Annotated in this window: 21 protein-coding genes; 1 reads left to right on the forward strand and 20 read right to left on the reverse strand. The window is 71.4% G+C overall.

Features of this window, described 5'->3' with window-relative positions; genetic code table 11:
• Positions 1–3: 3 nt before the first annotated feature.
• From rbfA to rimP, 5 genes are all read right to left on the reverse strand, one after another.
• Positions 4–444 (reverse strand): 30S ribosome-binding factor RbfA, encoded by a 441-nt coding sequence (rbfA, locus tag AOM02_RS04900; RefSeq protein ID WP_062297213.1) that lies wholly within the window; start codon positions 442–444, stop codon positions 4–6.
• Complete coding sequence (infB, locus tag AOM02_RS04905; protein WP_062297216.1) at positions 444–3170, reverse strand: translation initiation factor IF-2; 2727 nt, start codon at positions 3168–3170, stop codon at positions 444–446. Before infB ends, rbfA begins: the two co-directional genes overlap by 1 nt.
• 128 nt (positions 3171–3298) lie before the next feature.
• Complete coding sequence (locus tag AOM02_RS04910; RefSeq protein ID WP_267127683.1) at positions 3299–3460, reverse strand: DUF448 domain-containing protein; 162 nt, start codon at positions 3458–3460, stop codon at positions 3299–3301.
• 141 nt (positions 3461–3601) lie between these two features.
• Entirely contained in the window at positions 3602–4609 is a 1008-nt protein-coding gene (nusA, locus tag AOM02_RS04915) for a transcription termination factor NusA (protein WP_062297220.1), read from the reverse strand.
• Between the two features lie 6 nt (positions 4610–4615).
• Complete coding sequence (rimP, locus tag AOM02_RS04920) at positions 4616–5080, reverse strand: ribosome maturation factor RimP (RefSeq protein WP_062297222.1); 465 nt, start codon at positions 5078–5080, stop codon at positions 4616–4618.
• A gap of 95 nt (positions 5081–5175) precedes the next feature.
• Here rimP and AOM02_RS04925 point away from each other — a divergent pair, with 95 nt between their 5' ends.
• A complete protein-coding gene (locus AOM02_RS04925) occupies positions 5176–6123 on the forward strand; it encodes a DUF4439 domain-containing protein (RefSeq protein ID WP_169746598.1) in 948 nt (315 codons plus the stop codon).
• Positions 6124–6271: 148 nt separating this feature from the next.
• Here the strand turns inward: AOM02_RS04925 and AOM02_RS04930 are convergent, their stop codons facing one another.
• The 15 genes from AOM02_RS04930 to rpsB all read right to left on the reverse strand — a co-directional run bounded on the left by AOM02_RS04930 (position 6272) and on the right by rpsB (position 24617).
• Complete coding sequence (locus AOM02_RS04930; RefSeq protein WP_062297227.1) at positions 6272–8074, reverse strand: proline--tRNA ligase; 1803 nt, start codon at positions 8072–8074, stop codon at positions 6272–6274.
• 129 nt (positions 8075–8203) lie between these two features.
• Entirely contained in the window at positions 8204–9619 is a 1416-nt protein-coding gene (locus AOM02_RS04935) for an S-layer homology domain-containing protein (RefSeq protein WP_156156087.1), read from the reverse strand.
• A gap of 219 nt (positions 9620–9838) precedes the next feature.
• Positions 9839–11935 carry an S-layer homology domain-containing protein gene (locus tag AOM02_RS04940; protein WP_082104883.1) on the reverse strand — a complete coding sequence of 699 codons (2097 nt, stop codon included), beginning with the start codon at positions 11933–11935 and terminating at the stop codon, positions 9839–9841.
• A gap of 252 nt (positions 11936–12187) precedes the next feature.
• Positions 12188–13855: an S-layer homology domain-containing protein gene (locus AOM02_RS04945; RefSeq protein WP_062297233.1), complete on the reverse strand. Its 1668-nt coding sequence runs from the start codon at positions 13853–13855 to the stop codon at positions 12188–12190.
• A gap of 166 nt (positions 13856–14021) precedes the next feature.
• Positions 14022–14942: a GNAT family N-acetyltransferase gene (locus AOM02_RS04950; protein WP_062297238.1), complete on the reverse strand. Its 921-nt coding sequence runs from the start codon at positions 14940–14942 to the stop codon at positions 14022–14024.
• Entirely contained in the window at positions 14939–16072 is a 1134-nt protein-coding gene (ispG, locus tag AOM02_RS04955; protein WP_062297240.1) for a flavodoxin-dependent (E)-4-hydroxy-3-methylbut-2-enyl-diphosphate synthase, read from the reverse strand. Before ispG ends, AOM02_RS04950 begins: the two co-directional genes overlap by 4 nt.
• A 58-nt stretch (positions 16073–16130) precedes the next feature.
• Entirely contained in the window at positions 16131–17444 is a 1314-nt protein-coding gene (locus AOM02_RS04960; protein ID WP_062297242.1) for a M50 family metallopeptidase, read from the reverse strand.
• Positions 17445–17449: 5 nt separating this feature from the next.
• Positions 17450–18604, reverse strand: a complete 1155-nt coding sequence (gene dxr, locus AOM02_RS04965) for a 1-deoxy-D-xylulose-5-phosphate reductoisomerase (protein WP_062297244.1) — start codon at positions 18602–18604, stop codon at positions 17450–17452.
• A complete protein-coding gene (locus AOM02_RS04970) occupies positions 18601–19164 on the reverse strand; it encodes a DivIVA domain-containing protein (protein WP_062297246.1) in 564 nt (187 codons plus the stop codon). The genes dxr and AOM02_RS04970 overlap by 4 nt, the downstream gene beginning before the upstream one ends.
• Positions 19164–20276, reverse strand: coding sequence for a dual-specificity RNA methyltransferase RlmN (gene rlmN, locus AOM02_RS04975; RefSeq protein WP_062297248.1), 1113 nt, complete (start codon positions 20274–20276; stop codon positions 19164–19166). The genes AOM02_RS04970 and rlmN overlap by 1 nt, the downstream gene beginning before the upstream one ends.
• Entirely contained in the window at positions 20273–21433 is a 1161-nt protein-coding gene (locus AOM02_RS04980) for a phosphatidate cytidylyltransferase (RefSeq protein ID WP_062297250.1), read from the reverse strand. Before AOM02_RS04980 ends, rlmN begins: the two co-directional genes overlap by 4 nt.
• A gap of 31 nt (positions 21434–21464) precedes the next feature.
• Entirely contained in the window at positions 21465–22013 is a 549-nt protein-coding gene (gene frr / locus AOM02_RS04985; RefSeq protein WP_439644673.1) for a ribosome recycling factor, read from the reverse strand.
• 32 nt (positions 22014–22045) lie between these two features.
• Positions 22046–22792 carry a UMP kinase gene (pyrH, locus tag AOM02_RS04990; RefSeq protein WP_062297254.1) on the reverse strand — a complete coding sequence of 249 codons (747 nt, stop codon included), beginning with the start codon at positions 22790–22792 and terminating at the stop codon, positions 22046–22048.
• A gap of 63 nt (positions 22793–22855) precedes the next feature.
• Entirely contained in the window at positions 22856–23695 is an 840-nt protein-coding gene (gene tsf, locus AOM02_RS04995) for a translation elongation factor Ts (protein WP_062297255.1), read from the reverse strand.
• A 46-nt stretch (positions 23696–23741) separates the two neighbouring features.
• The gene (rpsB, locus tag AOM02_RS05000) at positions 23742–24617 is read right to left on the reverse strand and encodes a 30S ribosomal protein S2 (RefSeq protein WP_062297256.1); all 876 of its coding nucleotides are present in this window, start codon (positions 24615–24617) and stop codon (positions 23742–23744) included.
• Positions 24618–24651 lie beyond the last annotated feature (34 nt).

The following is a 24651-nucleotide window of genomic DNA, read 5'->3' on the forward strand; positions in this document are numbered from 1 at the left end:
CGGCTAGACCTGGTCCTCGTCGTCGTCCTCGGGACGGCGGTACGGGTCCGCCTCCCCCGCGTACTGGGCGTTCTCGCGCAGCCGCTTGAGCTCCTCGTCCCGCTCGTGCGCCTCGTGGAGGGCACGGTCGAGCGACGCGGCCGTCTCCGGCACGGCGTCGAGGTGGAACTCGAGCGACGGCGTGAGGCGGATGCCGAGCTGCGAGCCCACGAGGGAACGCAGGCGGCCCTTGGCCTTCTGCAGCGCCCTCGCGGCGTCCTCACGCTCGGCATCCCCGCCCAGCACGGTGTAGAACACGGACGCCTGCTGGAGGTCGCCGGTGACGCGCACATCGGTCACCGTGACGAAGCCCAGCCGGGGGTCCTTGATCTCGGTCTGGAGCGCGCGGGCGACGATCTTCTTGATCGTGCCCGCGAGCTTCAGAGCCCTCGCCTTGTCAGCCATCAGGACCTCGGGATCTCGACCATCTCGAAGGTCTCGATGATGTCGCCGACCTGGATGTCGTTGAACTTGCCGAGGCCGATACCGCACTCGTAGCCGTCGCGCACCTCGGTGGCGTCGTCCTTGAAGCGGCGCAGCGTCTCGATCGTCGGCTCGCCGATGACGACACCGTTGCGCACGACCTTGGCCTTGGCGTTGCGGCGGATGACACCGGTGCGCACGAGCGAACCGGCGATGTTGCCGAACTTGGAGGAGCGGAAGATCTCCATGATCTCCGCGCCACCGACCTGCTTCTCCTCGAACTCCGGCTTGAGCATGCCCTTGAGCGAGGCCTCGACGTCCTCGAGCGCGCGGTAGATGACCGAGTAGAAACGCATGTCGACGCCCTCGCGGTCCGCGAGCTCCTGGACGCGCTCGGCCGGACGCACGTTGAAGCCGATGATGATCGCGTTGTCGACCGTCGCGAGGTTGACGTCGTTCTGCGTCACCGCACCGACACCGCGGTGGATGATGCGCAGGTCGACCTCGTCGCCCACATCGATCTGGAGCAGCGCGTCCTCGAGCGCCTCGACGGCACCGGACACATCACCCTTGATGATGAGGTTGAGGGTGTCCACCTTGCCCTCCTCGAGGGCCTTGTTGAAGTCCTCGAGGGAGATGCGCTTGCGACGCTTGGCCAGCTGCGCGGCGCGCTCGGCGGCCTCACGCTTCTCGGCGATCTGACGCGCGGTGCGGTCGTCGTCGGCCACCAGGAAGGTGTCGCCGGCGCGGGGCACCGAGGTCAGGCCGATGACCATGACCGGACGCGCCGGCGTGGCCTCGGAGACCTGGTTGTCGTGCTCGTCGAACATCGCACGGACGCGGCCGTAGGCCGTGCCCGCGACGATCGCGTCGCCGACCTTCAGCGTGCCCGAGTTGACCAGGACGGTCGCGACGGCGCCGCGGCCCTTGTCGAGGTGCGCCTCGACGGCCACGCCGCGCGCGTCCTTGTTCGGGTTCGCGCGGAGGTCGAGACCCGCGTCGGCGGTGAGCAGGACGGCCTCGAGGAGGCTGTCGATGCCCTGGCCCTTGAGCGCGGAGACGTCGACGAACATCGTGTCGCCGCCGTACTCCTCGGCCACGAGGTTGTACTCGGTGAGCTGCTGGCGGATCTTGGCCGGGTTCGCACCCTCCTTGTCCACCTTGTTGACCGCGACCACGATCGGCACGTTGGCCGCCTGGGCGTGGTTGAGCGCCTCGATGGTCTGCGGCATCACGCCGTCGTCCGCCGCGACCACGAGGATCGCGATGTCGGTGACCTTCGCACCACGGGCACGCATGGCGGTGAACGCCTCGTGACCCGGGGTGTCGATGAACGTGATGGCGCGGTCGTTGCCCTCGTGGGTGGTGTGGACCTGGTAGGCACCGATGTGCTGGGTGATGCCGCCGGCCTCGCCGGAGATGACGTCCGCCTTGCGGATCGAGTCCAGCAGGCGCGTCTTTCCGTGGTCGACGTGACCCATGACGGTGACGATCGGGGCGCGGGCCTCGAGCTCCTCATCGGTCTCGGCCGCAAGCTCGGCCTCGATGTCGATGTTGAAGTCCTCGAGCAGCTCGCGGTCCTCCTCCTCGGGGGACACGATCTGGATCACGTAGCCGAGCTCGCTGCCGAGGGCCTCGAAGGTGCCCTCGTCGAGCGACTGCGTCGCGGTCGCCATCTCGCCCAGGTGGAACAGGACGGTGACGAGCGACGCGGGGTTGACGTCGATCTTCTCGGCGAAGTCGGTCAGCGTCGCGCCACGGCGCAGGCGGATCAGGGTCGAGCCGTCACCGCGAGGGATCTGCACGCCACCGATCGCCGGGGCCTGCTGCTGCTCGTACTCGGCCCGCTTCGCGCGCTTCGACTTCCGACCGCGCACGGGCTTGCCGCCCGCACGACCGAAGGCACCGGCGGTGCCGCCACCGCGGCCGCGGCCGCCGGGGGCGGGACGGCCGCCGGGGCCGCCGAAGCCGCCGGGACGACCCGGACCGCCGGCACCGCCGGGGCCGCCCTGGCCGCCGACGGGACGCGGGCCGAAGCCGCGACCCGGGGTGCCGGACGGGGCGCCGGGACGGGCGCCACCGGGCGCGCCGGGACGACCGCCGCCGCCACCGGCACCGCCACCGCCACCCGGGCGGGGGCCGGGCCGGTTGGCCTGGAACGGGTTGTTGCCGCCGGGACGCGGACGGGGGCGCGGGCCCGCCGAACGGTCGCTGAACGGGTTGTTGCCGGCCGGGCGCGGACGCGGGCGCGGCATGTCGCTGGGCAGCGGCACGTTGGGCTTCGGGGCGCCGGGCTTCGGCGCCGCCTTGGCCGCGGGCTTCTCGGCCGCGGGCGCGGCCTTCTCCGCCGGCTTCTCGGCCGCCTCGGCAGGCTTGGGGCCGGGGCGCGGGGCGGGCTTGGACGCCGCGGGCGCGGGCGCCGCGGGCTTCTCGGCGACCGGCTCGGCGGGAGCGGACGCAGGCTTGGGGCCGGGCTTGGGGGCGCCGGGCTTCGCCGCGGGCTTGGCGGCGGCGGGCTTCGCCGGCGCGGGGGCCGCGGACGCGGTCTTCGCCGCGGGGAAGGCCTCACGGGCCTTCCGCACCACGGGGGCCTCCAGGGTGGAGGACGGACCCTTGACGTACTCGCCAAGCTCGTTGAGCTTGCCGATCAGGTCCTTGCTCGAGACTCCGAGCTCCTTCGCGATCTCATGGACGCGGGGCTTTGCCACTTCTCTCCTGTCTCGGCTCGCCCAAGACAGGGTCGAGCCATCGTTACGGCTGGGTGCTCATCGTGAGCTGCTCATCGCTGGGCCATGGGCTTTCATCCCGTCTGATTCGATGGTGGGCACGGTCCGCGCTAGCCGACCTCGAGGCCGGTGACGTCCAGCTCCGCCACGCGCAGCGCGCGGGGCAGGGCCCTCCGTCTCAGCGCCTGTGCGAGGCACTGCGGGTCGGGGTGCAGCCAGGCTCCCCGGCCCGGCAGGCTCCGACGCTCGTCGACGACCGCACGGCCGTCCACGCACGTCACCCGCACAAGGACCGACCGAGATCCCCGACCCCTGCATCCGACGCACGTCCGCACGGGTTCCTGAGGAACGGGGGCGGGGGCGCCGACGTCACGAGACGGGTCTCTCGGCTCCACTAGTCTAGCGGATCCCCGTCAGCGCCCGGATCCGGCTCGCCCGGGCACGTCGGGCTGCTCGTCCGAGCGGATGTCGATGCGCCATCCCGTGAGGCGGGCGGCGAGGCGGGCGTTCTGGCCCTCCTTGCCGATGGCGAGCGACAGGTGGAAGTCGGGGACGACGACGCGCGCGGCGCGTGCCTCCTCGTCGACGACCTCGACCGACACGACGCGCGACGGCGACAGCGCGTTGCCCACGAAGGTCGCGGGGTCGTCGTCCCAGTCGATGATGTCGATCTTCTCGCCGCGCAGCTCGCTCATGACGGCGCGCACGCGCGAGCCCATGGGCCCGATGCACGCGCCCTTGGCGTTCACGCCCGGGACGGTCGCGCGGACCGCGATCTTGGTGCGGTGGCCGGCCTCGCGGGCGAGGCTCATGATCTCGACGGTGCCGTCGGCGATCTCGGGCACCTCGAGCTCGAAGAGCTTGCGCACGAGCCCGGGGTGGGTGCGGGACAGCGTGATCGACGGGCCCTTGGCGCCGCGCGAGATGTCGAGCACGAAGCCCTTGAGACGCTCGCCGTGGACGTACACCTCGGTGGGCACCTGCTCGTGGGGCGGCAGCACCGCCTCGACGTCGCCGAGGTCCACGTGGACGTTCTTGGGGTCCGAGGACTGCTGGATCACGCCGGACACGAGGTTGCCCTCGCGGCCCGCGTACTCGCCCAGCACCGCATCGTCCCCCGCCTGGCGCAGGCGCTGGAAGATGACCTGGCGCGCGGTCGAGGTCGCGATGCGGCCGAAGTCCGCCGGGGTGTGGTCGAACTCGGGCAGCTCGGCGGGGTCGACGCCCTCCTCGGGCTCCTCGCGGGCGAGGATCGACACCTTGCCGGTGACGCGGTCCAGGTGCGCGCGGGCGTGACGGTACGCGCCCGGCGTCTTGTGATACGCGGAGACGAGCGCCTGCTCGATCGCGTCGACCAGCACGTCCAGACGGATGTCCTTCTCGCGCTCGAGGCCCCGCAGGGCCTGCATGTCGATGTCCATGTCCTACTACTCTCCCAGCCTCTTGAGCTCCACGACGATGCGACCGTCCGTGACCTCGCCGAGCGGCACGCGCCGCTCCTCGCCGTCGACGTCGAGCACGAGCTCGTCCCCGTCGACGTCCGTGAGGCGTCCCTGCAGCGTGCCCTCCGTGAGGCGCAGCGCGAGCATCCGCGTCCGTGCGCGCAGGAAGTGGCGGCGCTCGGTGAGGACGCGGTCGGTTCCGGGGGTCGAGACCTCGAGGACGTACGGCGTGGAGGGCACGTTCGCCTCGTCGAGCGCGGCGCCGATGCGGCGGGAGGCCTCGGCGACGGCGTCCAGATCGGCGCTGCCGACCTCGGTCTCCGGCAGGTCGACGGTGACGAGCACGCGCGAGCGCTTGCCCGCGGCGGCGACGTCCACCCCCTCGACGACGAGTCCTGCGGCCTCGGCCTCCGGCGCGGCGAGCTCGATGATGCGGCTCGTGATGTCCATCACATCGCCTCCCCACGCGCGGCGCGCGTTCCGTTGCTGAAATTCGGTCGAGGGACATTCTAGGACCCTCACGGGGGCGTGTCATGATGGCGCCCATGGCGCCCCTCCCCTCCCGCGTGATCCGCGCGGTCGCGATCGCGGGCGTCGCCACCGTCGTCCTCACCGCCTGCAGCTGGCGCGTCGAGACGCCGCCGATCCCCCGCCGCACGCCGACCCCCACCGTGGTCCTGCGCGACGAGGCCGCGCTGCGCGAGCAGGCGGTCGTCGACGCCGCCGACTCGTCCGACCTCGGCGTGCTCGAGTCCGTGCTGGCACCCGAGCGGCTCGCGGCGCTCGGCGGCGTCTACGTCGCCACCCCCTCGCCCACGCCGTCCGCCGACCCGAGCCCGTCGGCCGCGCCCACGATCGACGAGGCGGTGCAGGAGGCGATCGACGGCGCCCTGGACGCCGCGGCGGCCGCGGACGAGGACGACCCGGGGCTGGCCGCCATGCTCCGCTCGATCGCGCTGTCCCACGCGCTGGCGATGGACGCTCCCGGCGTCGCGGGCGCCGCGCCCGCCGAGCGGGCCATGCCGGGCGTCGGGGACGACGCGACCGGCCCGTGGGTGCCGGCCGAGGGGACCGCGACGGACGCGGACGTGCTCTCCGCCCTCGCGGTCGCGCACGATCGCGCGTCCTTCGCGTACGAGGTCGCGGCCGCCCGTGCGCAGGGCAAGGAGCGCACGCGCGCGCTGACGCGGTCGCGGCTGCACGCGGCGCGCGCCGAGGCGCTGATCGCGGTGCCCGGGGTCGAGGACCTGCGGGCGTCGCTCTACGACGTGCCGCCCGCCGGGACCGAGACGCGCAAGGCGCGCGCGGCCACCGAGCGCGCCGTGGAGACCGAGCTCGCCGAGTCCTACGCGGCGCTCCTCGACGGCGCGGATCCCGCCGACGTGCCGTGGATCCTGAACGGCGCGTACGACGCGTGGATGCGCGCCGCGGCGCTCGCCGGCTTCGACCTGGGGTCGATCCCGGCGCTGCCGGGCCTCGACGTCACCGCCTGACGCCTGACCCGAGCACCCCTCCACACACGGTGGACCGTGCTCCACACGGGCTCCGGCGTGTCGCGGGGGGACACGCCGACCTTCGCCCTCAACTCGCCGCGCGGCGTGTGGAGGGGCGTCCGGGTCGTGTGGTGAGGTGTCCGGCGGGTCAGCCCGCCAGCGCCGCCTTGACGCGCGCGACCACGGCGGCCGCCGCATCGTCCACGGGGAGCGCCTCGCTGCTGCCCGCCGCACGGACCTTGAGCTCGACGGTGCCCTCGGCGAGGCCGCGGCCCACCACGAGGATGAACGGCGCGCCGATGAGCTCGGCGTCCTTGAACTTCACACCAGGCGAGACCTTGGGACGGTCGTCGTAGCAGACCTCGATGCCCGCGGCCTCGAGCTCCGTGGCGATCCGGGACGAGGCCTCGAACACCGCCTCGTCCTTGCCGGTCGCGACCACGTGCACCTGGTACGGCGCGACCTGGATGGGCCACGACAGGCCCAGCTCGTCGTGGTTGTTCTCCGCGAGCAGCGCGACGGCGCGGGTGACGCCGATGCCGTACGAGCCCATCGTGACGACCTGCTGCTTGCCGTTCTCGTCGAGCACCCGCAGGTCGAGCGCCTGCGCGTACTTGCGGCCCAGCTGGAAGATGTGGCCGATCTCGACGCCGCGCGCGAGCTCGAGCGGGCCCGAGCCGTCGGGCGCCGGGTCGCCGGCGCGCACGGTGGCGGCCTCGATGGTCCCGTCGGCGGTGAAGTCTCGGCCCATGGTGAGCTCGAACACGTGCTTGCCGTGGACGTCGGCACCGGTGATCCAGCGCGTGCCCGGGACGATGCGCGGGTCGACCAGGTACGGGATGGCGGTGTCGCCCTCGTCACCGCGGGCGACTCCCTCAGCGCGATCCTGCGGGCCGAGCACGCCGGGCCCGATGTACCCCTTCGCGAGCTGCGGGTGCCGGGCGAAGTCCTGCTCGTTCGCGGCCTCGACCGCGAACGGCGCCAGCGCGGCCTCGAGGCGCGCCATGTCGGCGTCGCGGTCGCCGGGCACGCCCACGACGAGCAGGCTGCGCTCCCCCGTGGGCGCGGTGAGCGCGAGCACGACGTTCTTGAGGGTGTCCGCGGCGGTCCACTCACGGTCGGCGCGCGGGTGCGCGGCGTTCGCGGCGGCCACCAGCGTGTCGATGGTGGGGGTGTCGGGGGTGTCCTCGACGTGCGCCGCCGGCGCGTCGTCCCAGGAGATCGCGTCGGGGACGGGCGTGGTGACGGCCTCCACGTTCGCGGCGTAGCCACCCGGCGAGCGCACGTAGGTGTCCTCGCCCACCTCGGTGGGCGAGAGGAACTCCTCGGACTTCGAGCCGCCCATCGCGCCCGAGGTCGCGGTCACGATCACGTACTCGAGGCCCAGGCGGTCGAAGATGCGGATGTAGGCCGCGCGCTGCGCCGCGTACGAGGCGTCCAGGCCCTCGTCCGAGATGTCGAACGAGTACGAGTCCTTCATGATGAACTCGCGGCCGCGCAGCAGGCCCGCGCGGGGGCGCGCCTCGTCACGGTACTTGGTCTGGATCTGGTAGATCGTGAGCGGCAGGTCCTTGTAGCTGCTGTAGAGGTCCTTCACCAGCAGCGTGAACATCTCCTCGTGCGTGGGCGCGAGCAGGTAGTCGCCGCCCTTGCGGTCGTGGAGACGGAAGAGGTTCGGTCCGTACTCGGTCCAGCGGCCGGTCGCCTCGTAGGGCTCGCGCGGCAGCAGCGCCGGGAAGTGCACCTCCTGGCCGCCCGCGGCGTCCATCTCCTCGCGGACGATCGCCTCGACCTTCGCCAGCACCTTGAGGCCCAGCGGCAGCCAGGTGTAGATGCCGGGGGCGGCGCGGCGGATGTAGCCGGCGCGGACGAGCAGCTTGTGCGACGCGACCTCGGCGTCGGCGGGGTCCTCGCGCAGGGTGCGCAGGAAGAGCGTGGACATGCGGAGCATGGGGACAAGGGTATCGGTCGCCGGAGGCGGACGATGCGGGGTGCCGGGAGCAGGGATCCGCATCGTCCCCGCACGACGGAGGCCGCCGCCGGACGATGCCCGACGACGGCCTCCGAGGTGCGGTCGCGGCTAGCGCGCGCTCCAGTAGCGGTAGATGAAGTTCGCCATCTGCGAGCGGTTGACCGGGTTGGTCGGGCGGTAGGTGCCGTCCGAGAAGCCGTCGGCCAGGCCCGCCTCGGTCATCCACACGATCGCCGCGTAGTTGCTGGCCGTCGTCGGGACGTCCGTGAACGGCGACTTCGACGGCAGGTCCACGGCCGGCTCTCCCGCGAAGCGGTAGAGGAAACGGGCCATCTGCGCACGGTTGACGGCGCTCGTGGGACGGTAGCTGCCGTCCGGGAAGCCGTCGGCCAGGCCGGACTGGGTCATCCAGAGGATCGGCGTGTAGTTGCTCGCGCTCTCCGGGACGTCGAAGAACGGCGGCGCGAGCGGGGTCTCGACCGTGGGGTCGCCGTAGTCGACCGCGTAGCGGTACAGGAAGCGGGCCATCTGCGCACGGTTCACCGAGGTCCGCGGACGGTAGGTGCCGTCCGCGAAGCCGTCCGCGTAGCCCCAGTTCACCATCCACGAGATCGCCTCGAAGCCGGACTTGGTCCAATCGACGTCGGTGAAGTGGGCGTCCGCGAGCCACCAGTCGCCGGCGCCGCCGAGGAACACCGCGGACGAGTCCCAGATGACGTCCTCGTTGCCGTACCAGTAGTCGTCGCCGCCGTAGCTCTTCCAGGCGGCCGCGGTGGTGAGAGCCTTCTTCGCCACCCGCATCCCGTAGATGCCGTCCGCGTCGAGCCGGTCGAGGCCGAGCGCCTGGCCGGGCGCCGCGCAGTCGATCGCGACCGGGTCGGCGGTCGACTGCGACTCGAAGGTGTAGGCGTCGTAGAACGCGACGCAGAGCGTGCCGGTGTCCCAGGTCGCCTTGGGGGTCACGTAGGCCCAGATGGTGGCATCCGCATCGTCCAGCTCGACGTCGGGTGCCGCCACGGCGGCGGGGTCCGTGAACGCGACGGTGATGCGGGCGGGCATCGGCGAGCCCGGCGCGGCCGCCCACTGCGACGCGATGGTCTCGTCGTCCGAGTACACGAGCACCTTGTAGTCGCCCGCCGGGGTCATGGTGCTGTCGAAGGTGTAGACGCCATCGGAGACCGCGACGTAGTCGACGTAGGCGCCCGACCACGTGTAGAGCTCCGCCCAGCCGTCGAGCGGCAGGCCCTCCTCGTCGAGGGCCTCGCCCCTGATGCTCGGGCCGATCGCGGCGAGCACGCGCGCCTCACCCGTCGCCTCGTCGACCGCGGCGTCGCCGCGGACGCAGTCGCTGTCGGCGTCGCAGTGTCGCGGCGAGAAGGGCGCCGACGCGAGCGGCAGCGCCTCGACGGTCTCGAGGTCGAGCGCGTCGTCGGCGCTCGCGGCGCTCGGCACGGCGACCGCCGCGATCAGGGCGGCGGACAGCGCCGCCACCCCGCGCGCCGTCCTGGACGTTGTGAAGCGCATGGCTCCTCCTCGGCGGGCCCGACCCCCGCGGACACGCCCGCGCCCGCCTCCGGCGGCAGGAGCGACGCCCGGGAGGCTACCAGCGGTGTCGGTGGCCGCCGGACGACCGACACGCGTGGATAAGGTCACACGGGGACCGAATCCTCGAGGTGCGCTCGCGCGACGCGCCGAGGGCCGCCGCCGGGATGCCCCGGCGACGGCCCTCGATCGTCTCGTCCGCTAGACGCCCGCCTCCTCCATGCGCAGGAGGAAGCGCGCCATCTGCGCGCGGTTCACCGCGGTCGTCGGACGGTAGGTGCCGTCGGCGAAGCCGTCGGCGATCCCCGTCTGCCACATCCACATGATCGCGGTGTAGTTGCTCGCGCTCGGGGAGAGGTCGCTGAACGGCGACGACGCCGGCAGGCTCACCGCGGGCTCACCGGCGAGCCGGTAGAGGAAGCGGGCCATCTGCGCGCGGTTGATCGGGCTGGTCGGGCGGTACGACCCGTCCGGGAAGCCGTCGGCCAGCGCCTGCTTCTCGATCCAGATGATCGCCGTGTAGTTGCTCGCGAGCGCGTCGACGTCCCAGAACGAGGTGCCGGACGACGTGTCGACCGCGGGCTCACCGGCGAGGCGGTACAGGAACCGGGCCATCTGCGCGCGGTTGACGGGGTTCGTCGGACGGTAGGTGCCGTCCGGGAAGCCGTCGGCGTAGCCGTTGGTCACCATCCACGAGATCGCCTCGAAGTTGGACGCGCTCGGGGGCACGTCCGAGAAGAGCTGACCCGTGTCGCAGCCGCCCGTCGGACGCGGGGCGCCCAGCACCACGTTGTCCATCCGCAGGTCGGCGTACGAGTTGTTGATGAGCCAGCCCTCGCGGCTTCCACCCACGAGCGTCGGGATGAGGTCCTGAGCGTTGCCGCCGCGCGTCCACGTCCCGAGGGTGGCTCCGCTCGCGTCCCGCACCGTCATCTCGGCCTGCAGGCGGCCGTCCTCCACGTAGAAGCGGTGGCGGAACGTGTACCAGCCCGACTCCGTGATCGAGATGGCGTTCCCGGTGTAGCTGCTGCGGTACGGCGCGCTCGTCGCCGCGCTGCCGGTGGCGTCCACCCTCCAGGTGCCGGAGCCGTTCGACCCCGCCACGAAGATGAAGTCACGCTGCAACGCACCATCCGTGCCGTTCACGGAGCTGTCCCACGCGAACTGGCCCAGCGGCGCATTCTTGTCCAGGTAGAAGTCCGCCGACGTGGTGTAGCCCGAGTTCGGGAAGTACGTCGCCGAACCGCCGTAGACGGTGGACACCTTGCCGGCGCTCGCGTGGGTGCCATAGTTCGTCACCGGCGCCTCGGCGTACCAGCAGCCGGACGAGGCGAGCGTGCCGCCGTTGGCCCGGGTCACGTGGGCGAGGTTGCCCGTCCCGTTCTCGAAGCCGTTGACGTAGCTCGACACAGACGTGACCGGGGTCGACGGCGTCGCCGTGATCGAGATCAGGGGCGTGCGGTAGTAGTTGTTGTCGAACATCCACCCGCTCGCCGGCGTCAGCACTCCGGGCACGGGGTCCTCGTCCTCGGCCGGGAACAGCGTCTCGTCCGTCGAGTCGAAGTAGAGGATGCCCTGGTTGACGTTCTCGCCCACCGTCGGCGCCTCGCCGGCGAGGGACAGGTCGAGGCTGTCCCAAGGACCGCCGCCGTAGTAGGTGTCCGGGTCGGTCCGGTAGGTCGGGAAGTGGACGGCCGCGATCACCTCGTCGGGCAGCGTCACCCCCTGGTTCGAGAGGTCGAACGTCATGGTGTGCACCACGTAGGGGATGCACCTGCCGCGCAGGTCGTCGTAGTACCAGGCCGACTCCACGAAGAACGGCGTGTCAGGGTCGTCCTCGCACGACGTCGGGTCCGCGCTGGGACGGTACGGGATGGTCTCGTTCTTGGTCGCGGTCGCGATGAGGTCGCCGACCGCTCCCCCGGGCCCGACCTCGTAGAAGTTGATCGTGATCGGGTGCGTGAACGTCGCGCCCGCCGCGGTGGCGCAAGCGCCGTTGTTCCAGCCGCCGGTACCGCAGGCGAAGCTCTGAAGGGTCACCGTCGCCGTGTTGAGCTTGCGCGCCTCGCCACCCAGCTTGATCCGGTCCCCCGCCTCGGTCACATACCGCGCGGTGTAGCTCATGTGCCCGCTCGGCTGCGCGTACATGCTGTCCGCGAAGCCGTAGACGGTGTCGACCCGCGGGTCGTCCGTGGCCGCGGAGGCCGGCGTCGCGATCATGCCGGCGGCGAGCATCACGCCCGCTGCCAGCGCTCCCATGGCCGCGCGGGCGCGCAGCCGAGTCCCCAGCTGATGCATTTCTGTTCCCCCCAGTCATGCAGTCCGCACACGGCTGGTGCGGGGCAACCACGCCCCGCACCAGGTGCGGATGATTGGGAACATACTCCGCTTCATGCCATTTGGCACCCTTTTTCCGTTTTTTCTTGCATCGAGGCAAGATTCGACGCGCACCTGGACCGGCGGTAGGACGATGCGGCTGGCGGCAGACGCGCGAAGGCCGCCGCCGGAGACTCCCGGCGGCGGCCTTGCGAGGCTCGAGCGACGCGGTCGCTAGAGGCCCACCACCCCGTCGAAGCGCTCGAGGAAGCGCGCCATCTGACCGCGGTTCACCGAGACCGTCGAGCGGAACGTGCCGTCGGCGAAGCCGTCGGCGATGCCCGCCTGCTGCATCCACACGATCGCCTCGTAGTTCGAGGCCGACGGGTCGACGTCCGCGAACGGCGAGTCGCCGGACAGGTCCACCGCAGGCTCGCCGGCGAGGCTGTACAGGAAGCGGGCCATGGTGCCGCGGGTGACCTTCGCCGTCGGCTTGTACGATTCACCGCCGTCGAAGCCCGCTGCGTGACCCTCCTGGACCAGCCAGTAGATCGCCTCGTAGTTACCCGCATCCGCGGACACGTCGGCGAACGGCGACTCGGCGGGAGCGTCGACTGCCGGCGAGCCCACGTAGCGGTAGATGAAGCGCGCCATCTGCGCGCGGTTCACTGCGTTCGTGGGACGGTACGTGCCGTCCGCGTAGCCGTCCGCCAGGCCGTTCTGGTGCATCCAGGAGACCGCGGCGAAGTTCGAGGCACCCTCGGTGACGTCGCTGAAGTACTGGCAGGCACCGGGCGCGGCCACCGTGAAGTCGTAGCGGTACTGCTTCTTGACCTGGCGGCTGCCGTCCGAGACGACCGTGTAGTCGCCGGGCTCGAGACCCTCGAGCTCCAGGGTCGCGGTCTCACCGGCCGCGACCTCGGCGAACACCACGATCTCGCCGGGCGCGCCGGTGGTGCCGTCCGCGTAGTAGAACGTCTCGTCGGTGCCGCCGCCGCCGTCACCGAGGCTCTTCACCTGGAACGCGCGGTCCGTGTCGGTCCAGTACGGCGTGACGGTGTAGGAGAAGCCTCCATCGGCGTCGCAGGTCGCGTCGAAGGACTCGGCGGTGTAGACGCCGGCGCCCTCGGTGGGGCGGTCCTCGTTCATGAGGACGTTGTCGATGGGCAGCTCGTCGAAACCGTTCGCCACAACCCAGCCGTAGCGGTTGCCGCCGACGGTGTCTCCGATGACGTCGGAAGCATTCGAGAGAGTCCAGGTGTGGAGCACCTCTCCGGCGGCATCCGCGACCGAGATGTCGACGGACAGGACACCGTCGGAGTCGGTGAACTCGTGGCGGACGGTGTACCAGCCGGACTCGGAGATCTCATAGGTGTCACCCTTGAGCTCCGCCACGTCGACGCCCTTGCGGCCCGAGTTGTTCGAGGCGCTGAGGGTCCAGGTGCCGTCGCCCGCGGACTGCGCGTGAAGGACGTAGTCGCGCAGGTGGCTCCCGTCGGCCTTGTTCGCCGCGACCGACCAGTCGAACTGATTGAGGGCGCCGCCGGTGTCGACCTCGGTGTCGAGGTAGAAGTCAGCGCTGGTGAACCAGCCGCCGTCGGGGAACGCGGTGGTGTACCCGCCGAACTTCGTGAAGCGGCTGAGGCTCGCGGTGTTGCTCGCCTCGACCATGCCGTAGTAGTTGCCCGAGGCCGCCGCGATGGAGCTGGTCCGGACGTTCGACTCGGCGACTCCGGACATGCCCTCGAGGCTGGCCGCGGACTCGAAGCCGTAGAGCGCCGAACCCGGCGCATCCTCGTCGGTGGCGGCGGCGGCGGTAGCCGTCAGGACGCTGGCGCTCAGCGCCATCAGCGCGGCGCCGGCGATCGCGCGCGGCGCGCTCTGCGAGGTGGTGATCCCCATGAGTTCCTCTCGAACCGTGCGAAGGACCGCGCACCCCGAGGCAGGAAGGCGGCACGACGCGTAGATGTGACGAGAAGACGATAAGCCGACATAACGGCATTCAATGCCTAAATGGCACGGGAGCGCCCGAACGTGACCAAAGCCACACTTGCGCGAGCACAAGGATTCAGAGCATGACAGTGGCGAAGGTCCCGACCTCGCGGAAGCCCACCGCGTCGTACGCGCGGATCGCGACCGGGTTGAAGTCGTTGACGTAGAGGCTGACCGTGGGCGCGAGCTGCACCCGCACCGCGTCGATCACGGCGCCGAGACCGGCGCGCGCGAGCCCTCGGCCGCGCAGGTCGGGGTGCACCCACACGCCCTGGAGCTGCGCGACATCGCCGCCGAGCGCGCCCACCTCCGCCTTGAACACCACCTGGCGCGTGCCGTCCACCACGCCCATCTGCACGTATGAGCGTCCCGCCCGCACCAGGTAGCGCAGCCGCTCCTCGTATCCCGCGCGGCCGTGCCGCATCGGGTCGTAGCCGACCTCGCCGATGAACATGTGCACGCACGCGGGCAGCAGCAGGTCGTAGTCGTCCAGCGTGGCGCGCCGCACGGCCTCGAGGTCGAGGCCCGACGCATCGATCCCGGCGACGCGGCGGGGCTCGTGGTCGATCGCCATCGACACCTGGCGGGCGCGCACCTCGCGCGCGGGGCCCCACCACGGCTCGACCCTCCCCCACAGGTCGAGGGTGACGTCCGCCGGGCCCACCAGCGCCGCGGGACGAGTGAGCCGCGCGATGGCGCCCGCGGCGACCTCGGCCCGCAGCGAGTCCTGGTCCTCGTCGTCGCCCTCCGGCAGCACGGCGGACAGGTTCGCGCCGTTCCACACGAGGCCGACGAGGCTCGAGTGCAGGCCCGAGCGCCGACGGACCCCCCACAGGGAGCCCGTCATGATGCCCGAGCCCCGCGCCGTCTCGAGGTGCATGAGCGGCACCACGTGCGCGACCGGGTCCCGGCGCGCGAGCGCGATGGCCGCGTCGAGGTCACGCCGCTGCAGGGGCGCCAGCGAGTGCTGGGCGCGCCTGAGCAGCGAGTCCGTCATGACGCAGCGATCACCTCGGGCGCGGCGCCCTCGACGGGCTCCATGGTCTCGGCGATCTTCATCGCCTCCTCGATGAGGGTCTCGACGATGTCCTTCTCGGGCACGGTCTTGATGACCTCGCCCTTGACGAAGATCTGGCCCTTGCCGTTGCCCGACGCCACGCCGAGGTCCGCCTCGCGCGCCTCGCCCGGACCGTTGACGACGCAGCCCATCACGGCGACGCGCAGCGGCACCTCCATGCCCTCGAGGCCGGCGGTCACCTTCTCGGCGAGCTCGTACACGTCGACCTGCGCGCGTCCGCACGACGGGCACGAGACGATCTCGAGCTTGCGCGGGCGCAGGTTGAGCGCCTGGAGGATCTGGATGCCGACCTTGACCTCCTCGACCGGAGGCGCGGACAGGGACACACGGATGGTGTCGCCGATGCCCTGGCTGAGCAGCGCGCCGAAGGCGGTCGCGGACTTGATGGTGCCCTGGAAGGCGGGGCCGGCCTCGGTGACGCCGAGGTGCAGCGGCCAGTCGCCGCGCTCGGAGAGCATCTCGTAGGCGCGCACCATGACGACGGGGTCGTTGTGCTTGACGGAGATCTTGAAGTCGTGGAAGTCGTGCTCCTCGAAGAGGCTCGCCTCCCACACGGCGGACTCGACGAGCGCCTCGGGCGTGGGCTTGCCGTACTTCTCGAGAAGCCGCTTGTCGAGCGAGCCCGCGTTGACGCCGATGCGGATCGACGTGCCGTGGTCCTTCGCGGCCTGCGCGATCTCCTTGACCTGGTCGTCGAAGCGCTTGATGTTGCCCGGGTTGACGCGGACCGCCGCGCAGCCGGCCTCGATCGCCGCGAAGACGTACTTGGGCTGGAAGTGGATGTCCGCGATCACGGGGATGTTGGACTTCTTCGCGATCGCGGGCAGCGCGTCCGCGTCGTCCTGTGTGGGGCACGCGACGCGCACGATGTCGCAGCCGGCCGCGGTGAGCTCCGCGATCTGCTGCAGCGTGGCGTTGATGTCGTGGGTCTTGGTGGTGGTCATCGACTGCACGCTGATGGGGGCGTCGCCGCCCACGTACACGTCGCCCACCTTGATCTTGCGGGTCTTGCGCCGCGGTGCGATCACGGGTGCGGGCATCGCGGGCATGCCGAGTCCGATGGCTGTCACGTTGTCAGTATCTCCCAAGGTTCGTGCGGTTCCGCCGTCACACCACGCTGACGGGCGCGACGATGTCCGCGTAGATGAGGATGACGCCCATGGCAAGGAGCAGGGCGAAGACGCCGTAGGCGAGGGGCATCATGCGGGCCACGTCGACGGGCGCCGGCCGCGGCAGGCCGCGCACGCGCGCCCAGCCGTTCTTGATGCCCTGCCAGAAGGCGGAGGCGATGTGCCCGCCGTCCAGCGGGACGAGCGGGATCATGTTGAAGGCGAAGAGCGCGAGGTTGAGGCTGCCCAGCAGCATCAGCATGTCGACGACCTTGTCGCCGATCGAGTAGCCGTCGACGTCCGCGCTCGAGATCTCGCCCGCGACGCGGCCCACGCCGACGAGGCCCATGACCGAGTCGGTGGTGCGCTCCTCGAGCCCGAGCGACGCGCGGGCCACGTGGTAGACGTTCTCCGGCAGATGCCAGATGACGTCCGCCGTCGCGCCGAGCACGTAGCCGGTGTACTCGACGCCGGCCCCGATCCCCTGGCGCTGCGTCTCCGTGATCGGCGCGATGCCCATGTAGCCGACCTCCTCGGTGACGACCTCGCCGTCGGCGTCGGTCACCACCGCGCCGGAGTCGTCGTACACCGCGCGCTCGTGCAGGGCCGGAGTGAGCGGCACCTCGACGGTCGCGCCGTCGCGCTGGACCGTGAGGACGACCTCCTCGCCCGGGCGGGCGGCGACGTAGTCGGTGAAGGTCTCCCAGTCGGAGACCGGGGTGCCGTCGACCGCGGTCACGGTGTCGCCGGCCTCGAGGCCGGCCTCGGAGGCCGGGGAGGCGGGGTCGCCGGCCGCGCAGTCCGATGCGCCTGCCGCCGGCACGCACGCCGTCACCTGCGACACGGTGAGCGTCGGGTGGCCGGGGGTGCCGACGAGGAACAGGATCCCGGTGAACAGCAGGATGGCGATGACGAGGTTGACGAACGGGCCGCCGAACATCACGATCGCCTTGCGCCACCACGTGAGGTGGTAGAAGGCGCGGTGGTCCTCGCCCGGCTGGATCTCCTCGACCGAAGCCTCGCGGGTGTCCGCGATGAGCTGCGCGACGCGCCCGGTGCCGCGCACCGGCTTGACGGCCTCGGCCGGCGGGATCATGCCGACGAGCTTGACGTAGCCGCCGAGCGGGATCGCCTTGACGCCGTACTCGGTCTCCCTGCCGCGGCGCGACCACAGCGTGGGCCCGAAGCCCACGAAGTACTCGCTCACCCGCACGCCGAAGCGCTTGGCGGGGATCATGTGACCGAGCTCGTGGAGCGCGATCGAGATGAGCAGCCCCACGAGCAGGACGACCCACCCGATGACCTCAGCCATGTCTCCTACCTTCTCACTCCGGCGATGGCGGCCCGCGCGTGGGCGCGCGCCCACGCCTCCGCGCGGTCGACCTCGTCGAGGGTGACCTCCGCAGGGGCGCTGTACTCCTCGACAACGCGCCGGACCGTGTCCACGATCCCGAGGAACGGCAGCTCCCCGTCGACGAAGGCCTGCACGCACTCCTCGTTCGCGGCGTTGAACACGGCCGGGTGGAGGGACGATGCGGCCATCGCCGCGCGCATGAGGCGGATCGCGGGGAACGCGTCCTCGTCGAGCGGCTCGAACGTCCACGCCTGCGCGTGGGTCCAGTCGAGGCGCGGCGCGACGTCCGCGAGGCGCTCGGGCCAGCTCAGCCCCAGCGCGATCGGCAGCCGCATGTCGGGCGGGGAGGCCTGCGCGATGGTCGCGCCGTCGATGAACTCGACCATCGAGTGGACGATCGACTGCGGATGCACGACCACGTCGATGCGGTCCATCGGGATGTCGAACAGCAGGTGCGCCTCGGCGACCTCGAGCGCCTTGTTGACCATCGACGCGGAGTTGATGGTGACGACCGGGCCCATGTCCCAGTTGGGGTGCGCGAGCGCGTCGGCCGGCGTGACGGCGGCCAGCGACGCGCGGCTGCGGCCCCGGAACGCGCCGCCCGAGGCCGTCACCACGAGGCGCCGGACCTCGCCGTGGCTGCCGGAGCGCAGCGACTGCGCGAGCGCGGAATGCTCGGAGTCCACCGGGACGATCTGGTCGTCGCGCTGCTTCGCGGCGTGCACCAGCGCGCCGCCGGCGACGAGCGACTCCTTGTTGGCGAGCGCGAGCGTGGAGCCCGACTCGAGCGCGGCGAGCGTGGGCCGCAGGCCCACCGAGCCGGTCATGCCGTTGAGCACGACGTCGGCGCCGAGGCGCGCGGCCTCGACCACCGCATCGGCCCCGCCCCGCACCTCGATGCCCGGGAGGGCCTCGGCGATCGCGGGGACGACGTCCTCGCGCGCGACGGCGACGTACCGGGGACGATGCGCGCGGGCCTGGGCGACGATCGCGTCGGGGTCGGAGCCGCCGGCGGCGAGCGCGACCACCTCGAGGCGGTCGGGGTGGCGCGCGACGACGTCGAGGGCCTGGGTGCCGATCGATCCGGTCGACCCCAGCAGCGAGACGGTGCGGGTCATCCCTCGGTGACGCCGAGCAGGATGTCGACCATGCGCGCGAGGAAGGCGTCGACGGTGGCCTCGTCGTACGCGCGCGAGCCGTGGGCGGTGCGGAACGTGGCGCCGCGGACCTCGTCGGCCGAGAGCGGCGCGCCGCGGTCGAAGAAGGCGGTGACGCGGGTGAGCAGGTCGTCGACGTCGCTCGCGCGGTAGCCGGACGAGACGGCGCCCGGGTGCGCGAAGCGCTCCCCGGCGGGGCGTCGCAGGCGCGGGTAGAGCGTCTGCGCACGCTGCGCGAGCTCCTGCATCCACGCGTCCTGGCCGTTGGTGCGCACATACGCCTCGCGCTGACGGCCCACGAAGGCCGCCTCGAGGCGGTCGAGCGCGGAGTCGACCGCGGCGGTGTCGTAGCCGCCGTGCTTGAGGTCGAAGGCCGTCCGACGGACGTCGAGCGGGGCGAGCTCCGTGTCGGGCTCGGTCGGCCGCTCGTACGCGGAGCGTGCCTTGTCGAAGAACTCCTCGACCTGCGTGGGGTGGTACCCGAACTTGAGCGAGCCCACCTTGGGGAACAGGGTCGTCATCACCTCTCCTTGATGGCCAGCTGGCCGCACGCGCCGTCGATGTCGCTTCCCCGAGTATCCCTGATGGTGGTCGGGATCCCGTGCATCCGGAGGATGCGGACGAACTCCTGCTCGACCTTCGGGTCGGACGCGGTCCACTTCGAGCCCGGCGTCGGGTTGAGCGGGATGGGGTTGATGTGGACCCACCCGTCGCCGCGGGCGTTGAGCTTCTTCGCGAGCAGCTCGGCGCGGTGGGCGTGGTCGTTGATGTCGCGGATCAGCGCGTACTCGATGCTGACGCGGCGGCCGGTCGCGTCGAAGTAGCGGCGCGCCGCGTCGAGCGCCTCGTCGACCTTCCAGCGGGCGTTGATCGGGACGAGCTCGTCGCGCAGCTCGTCGTCGGGCGCGTGGAGGCTGAGCGCGAGCGTGACGGGGATGCCCTCGGACGCGAGGCGGTCGATGCCGGTCACCAGGCCGACCGTCGAGACGGTCACGTGGCGGGCCGACAGGCCGAAGCCCTCCGGCGGCGGGCTCGTGAGCGCGCGCACCGCGGTGATGACCGCCGCGTAGTTCGCGAGCGGCTCGCCCATGCCCATGAACACGACGTTCGACAGGCGCACCGGGTCGCCGCCGAGCTCGCCGTCGCGCGCCTGGCGCGCCGCGAGGCGCACCTGCTCGATGATCTCGCCGGCCGACAGGTTGCGGGTGAGGCCCATCTGGCCGGTCGCGCAGAACGGGCAGGCCATGCCGCAGCCGGCCTGGCTGGTCACGCACAGGGTCGCGCGGTCCGGGTACTTCATCAGCACGGACTCGACCTTGGCGTGGTCGATGAGGTTCCACAGCGTCTTCACGGTCGCGCCGTCGTCCGCGCTCAGCTGCGTCACCTTGGTGAGCAGCGGCGGGAACAGCTCGCCCACGAGCGAGTCGCGCGCGGCAGCAGGCAGGTCGGTCATGTCGTCCGCGTCGACCGTGAGGTGGTCGTAGTAGTGCGTCGCGAGCTGCTTCGCGCGGAACGCGGGCTGGCCCAGCTGCTTGACCGCGTCGGCGCGCTCCGCGGGGTCGAGGTCCGTGAAGTGCCGCGGCGGCTTGCCCCGGCGCGGCTGGAGCATGGGCAGGGTCGGAAGCGTCGTCATGAGGTCCCCAGGAGCAGTGCGAAGACGAGGTAGGCGACCGCGGCCGCCGGGAGCATCGAGTCGAGGCGGTCGAGCACGCCGCCGTGACCCGGGATGGCGCTGGACATGTCCTTGACGGACAGGTCGCGCTTGAGGACCGACTCGGCGAGGTCGCCGAGCACGGCCGCGACGACCGCGGCGGCACCCACCGCGGCGCCGACCCACCACTGGCCGTCGAGCAGGATCGTGGCGAAGACCGAGGCGCCCGCGATGCCGAACACCGCGCCGCCGATCGCGCCCTCCCACGTCTTCTTGGGGCTCACGCGAGGAGCCAGTGGGCGTCGGCCGATGAGCATGCCGGTGAACAGCGCGAAGGTGTCGTTGAGGACCACCGCCGCGATGAGGATGAGGACGCGCTTCCACCCGTCGTCGGCGAGCTCGAGGAGCAGCATGAACGAGCCCAGGAAGGGGATCCACGTGAGGGTGAGGATGCCGACGAGCGAGTCGGACAGCGTGTTCTCGACGCGGTCGTCGACGATGCGCCACGCCGCGACGCCCGCGGCGGCCACCAGCAGGGCGACGACGAGGCCCTCTCCCCCGCCGTACCAGGTCGCGACGCCCATGCCGACCGTCGCCATGAGCACGGGCGCGAGCGACACGTGCATGCCGTGGCGCGCGAGCGCGTTGCGCCACTCGATCACGGCGGCGATGCAGAAGCCGTAGATCGCGATCGCGAAGGCCAGCGGGTTCCACCACGCGGCGACGAGCGCGCCGACGGCGAGCACCACGCCCACGACGGTGGCGAGGCCGAGGTTGCGGCCCGCGCGCGAGGTCGGCGCCGGGACCGCCCCCTCCAGGGGGACGGACACGTCCACGGGGTCGACCGCATCGTCCTCTCCCGCGGTGTGCGGGACGGCGATCGACTCGGCGCGCGCGACCGCCTCGGCCACCTGCTCGGCGGCGTGCGGCGCGGGCGCGACGGCGGGCGAGGGCTCGACCGCCGCATCGGCGGGGCCCGGCAGCTCGATCTCGCCGGTGGGCAGGCCGGGCGGCCAGGGGGTCCCGGGCGCGCGGTCGTCCGCGTTCTCCGGGTTCACCGGGGCGAACACGGGTCGGGCCGGCGCCGGGTCGTGCTCCGAGGTGTCGGGGTCCGCCTCGTGGCGGCGCCCCCACCTCATGAGACGCCCTGTCGCGCGGTCGCGTCAGGCATCAGACCGCGAGCAGCTCGCTCTCCTTGTGCGCCAGGAGAGCATCGATGGCGTCGACGTGCTTCTTGGTGAGGCCGTCGAGCTCCTTCTCGGCACGCTGGCCCTCGTCCTCGCCGAAGTCGCCGTCCTTGACGCCGGCGTCGATCGCGTCCTTGGCCTTGCGGCGCATGTTGCGGACGGTCACGCGCGACTCCTCGGCCTTGGTCTTGGCGAGCTTGACGTAGTCGCGGCGGCGCTCCTCGGTCAGCTGCGGGAGCACGACGCGCAGCACCGTGCCGTCGTCCGACGGGTTCACGCCCAGGTCCGAGTTCCGAAGCGCGGTCTCGATCTCCTTCTTCGCGCCCGCGTCGTAGGGCGCGATCACGACGGTGCGGGCCTCGGTCACGTTGATGGACGCGAGCTGCTGCAGCGGCGTGGGCGCGCCGTAGTAGTCGACGGCGATGCTCGCGAACATCGCGGAGCTCGCCTGGCCCGTGCGGATCTTCGCGAAGTTGTCCTTCGCGACCTCGACCGCGTTGTCCATGTTCTCCTCGGCCTCGAGGAGGATCATCTCAGTCACGCTTGTCTCCTAACGGTGCGGCGTCAGGCCGTCACCAGGGTTCCGATTCTCTCACCGAGCAGCGCACGCGTCACATTTCCAGGCGTGTCGAGCCCGAACACCTGCATCGGCATGCGGTTGTCCATGGCGAGCGAGAACGCCGCGGCGTCCATCACCGCGAGGCGCTTCTGCAGCGCCTCCGCGTAGGTGACGTGCTCGAGCCGCTCCGCGTCGGGGTCCTTGCGCGGGTCCGCGGTGTAGACCGCGTCGACGCCGTTCTTGCCCATCAGCACCTCGGAGCACCGGGTCTCGAGGGCGCGCTGCAGGGACACCGTGTCGGTCGAGAAGTAGGGCATGCCCGCGCCGGCGCCGAAGATCACGACGCGGCCCTTCTCCATGTGGCGGATCGCGCGCAGCGGGATGTACGACTCGGCGACCTGGCCCATCGTGATGGCGGTCTGCACGCGGGTCGCGACGCCGGCCTGCTCGAGGAAGTCCTGGAGCGCGAGCGCGTTCATCACGGTGCCGAGCATGCCCATGTAGTCGGCGCGGGCACGCTCCATGCCGCGCTCGGACAGCTCCGCGCCGCGGAAGAAGTTGCCGCCGCCCACGACGATGGCGACCTGCACGCCCTGACGGACCGCGTCGGCGATCTCACGTGCGACCCGGCTGACCACGTCCGGGTCGAGGCCGAGCTTGCCTCCGCCGAACATCTCGCCGGAGAGCTTGAGAAGAACGCGACGCGCCGTCTGGGGCTCCGTGCCCGAAATCAGATCGCTGGTCTCGGACAAGGGATACCTCCTGACGGCGCGCCGCGCCTTGCTCAATATGTGGGGTTGGGGTTCAGGCTAGGCCTAGGCTCCCACACGGAAGCGGGCGAAGGCGACCACTGCGCCACCCGTCTCCGCGACGACCTTGCCGACGGTCGTCTTCGGGTCCTTGGCGAACGCCTGCTCGACGAGCACGTTCTCCTTGAACCAGCCGTTGAGGCGGCCCTCGATGATCTTCGGCAGCGCGGCCTCGGGCTTGCCCTCCGCACGCGAGACCTCCTCGGCGACGCGACGCTCGTTGGCGACGGTCTCCTCGGGGGCGTCCTCACGGGTGAGGTACGTGGGCGAGTACGCCGCGGTGTGCATCGCGACGTCCTTGGCCACCGGGGCGGCCTTCTCGTCGGTGCCCACGAGGACGCCGACCTGAGCCGGGAGGTCCTTGTTGGTGCGGTGGAGGTACTCGGTCACGACCGGGGCCTCGACGCGCGCCACGCGACGCAGCACGACCTTCTCGCCGAGCACGCCGGCGTTGGCGTCGATGACGTCCTTGACGGTCTCGCCGTCGAGGTCGGCCGCGAGGGCCTCCTCGGCGTCGGTCGCGCCCGCGGCGACGACCGCGTCGAGGACCTTCTGCGCGAGCGCGATGAACTTCTCGTTCTTCGCGACGAAGTCGGTCTCGGAGTTGAGCTCGAGCAGCGTGCCGACCTGGCCGCCGTCGACGTCCTGGATGGACGCGAGGACGAGGCCCTCGGAGGCCGAGCGGCCCTCGCGCTTCGTCACGCCCTTGAGGCCCTTGACGCGGAGGATGTCCACGGCCTTGTCGAGGTCGCCGTCCGCCTCGTCGAGCGCCTTCTTGACGTCGAGCATGCCGGCGCCGGTGCGCTCACGAAGCGCCTGGATGTCGGCAACGGTGTAGTTCGCCATGTGTTGAGTCCTTTGTGACTAGTGGCTTGCTTGGCTGACGAGGGGCTTACTTGCCCTCGGCGGCCTCGGTGGCCTCGGCGGCGGGGGCAGCCTCGGCCTCGGCCTCGGCCGCGGCGGGCTCCTCGGCCTTGGCGGGCTCCTCGGCCTTCGCGCCGTCGAGCAGCTCCTGCTCCCACTCCGCGAGCGGCTCCGCGCCGGCCTCGTCGGCCTCGGCACCGGTGGTGCCGCCCGAGTGACGGAGGCGGATGCCCTCGGCCACGGCGTCGGCGATCACGCGGGTGAGCAGGCCCACCGAGCGGATGGCGTCGTCGTTGCCGGGGATGCCGTACGAGACCTCGTCGGGGTCGCAGTTCGAGTCGAGGATGCCGACGACGGGGACGCCGAGCTTCTTCGCCTCATCGACCGCGAGGTGCTCCTTGTTGGTGTCGACGATCCACACGACCGACGGGACCTTGCCCATGTCGCGGATGCCGCCGAGGGTCTTGTCGAGCTTCTCCTTCTCGCGACGGAGGTTGAGCAGCTCCTTCTTGGTGCGGCCCGAACCGGCGACGTCGTCGAAGTCGATCTCCTCGAGCTCCTTGAGGCGCGCGACGCGCTTGCTCACCGTCTGGAAGTTGGTGAGCATGCCGCCCAGCCAGCGCTCGTTGACGTAGGGCATGCCCACGCGCTTGGCCTGCTCGGCGATCTGCTCCTGCGCCTGGCGCTTGGTGCCGACGAACAGGACGGTGCCACCGTGCTGGACGGTGTCGCGCACGAACGCGTAGGCGGCGTCGATCTTCGACAGCGACTGCTGGAGGTCGATGATGTAGATGCCGTTGCGCTCGGTGAAGATGAAGCGCTTCATCTTGGGGTTCCAGCGGCTGGTCTGGTGACCGAAGTGGACACCCGAGTCGAGCAGCTGGCGCATGGTCACGACGGCCATGGCACTTCCTTTCGCACGCGCGCGGCGCGTGCAT

Origin of the sequence: Demequina maris, from assembly GCF_000971155.1 — a bacterium.
Taxonomy (GTDB): Bacteria; Actinomycetota; Actinomycetes; order Actinomycetales; family Demequinaceae; genus Demequina; species Demequina maris.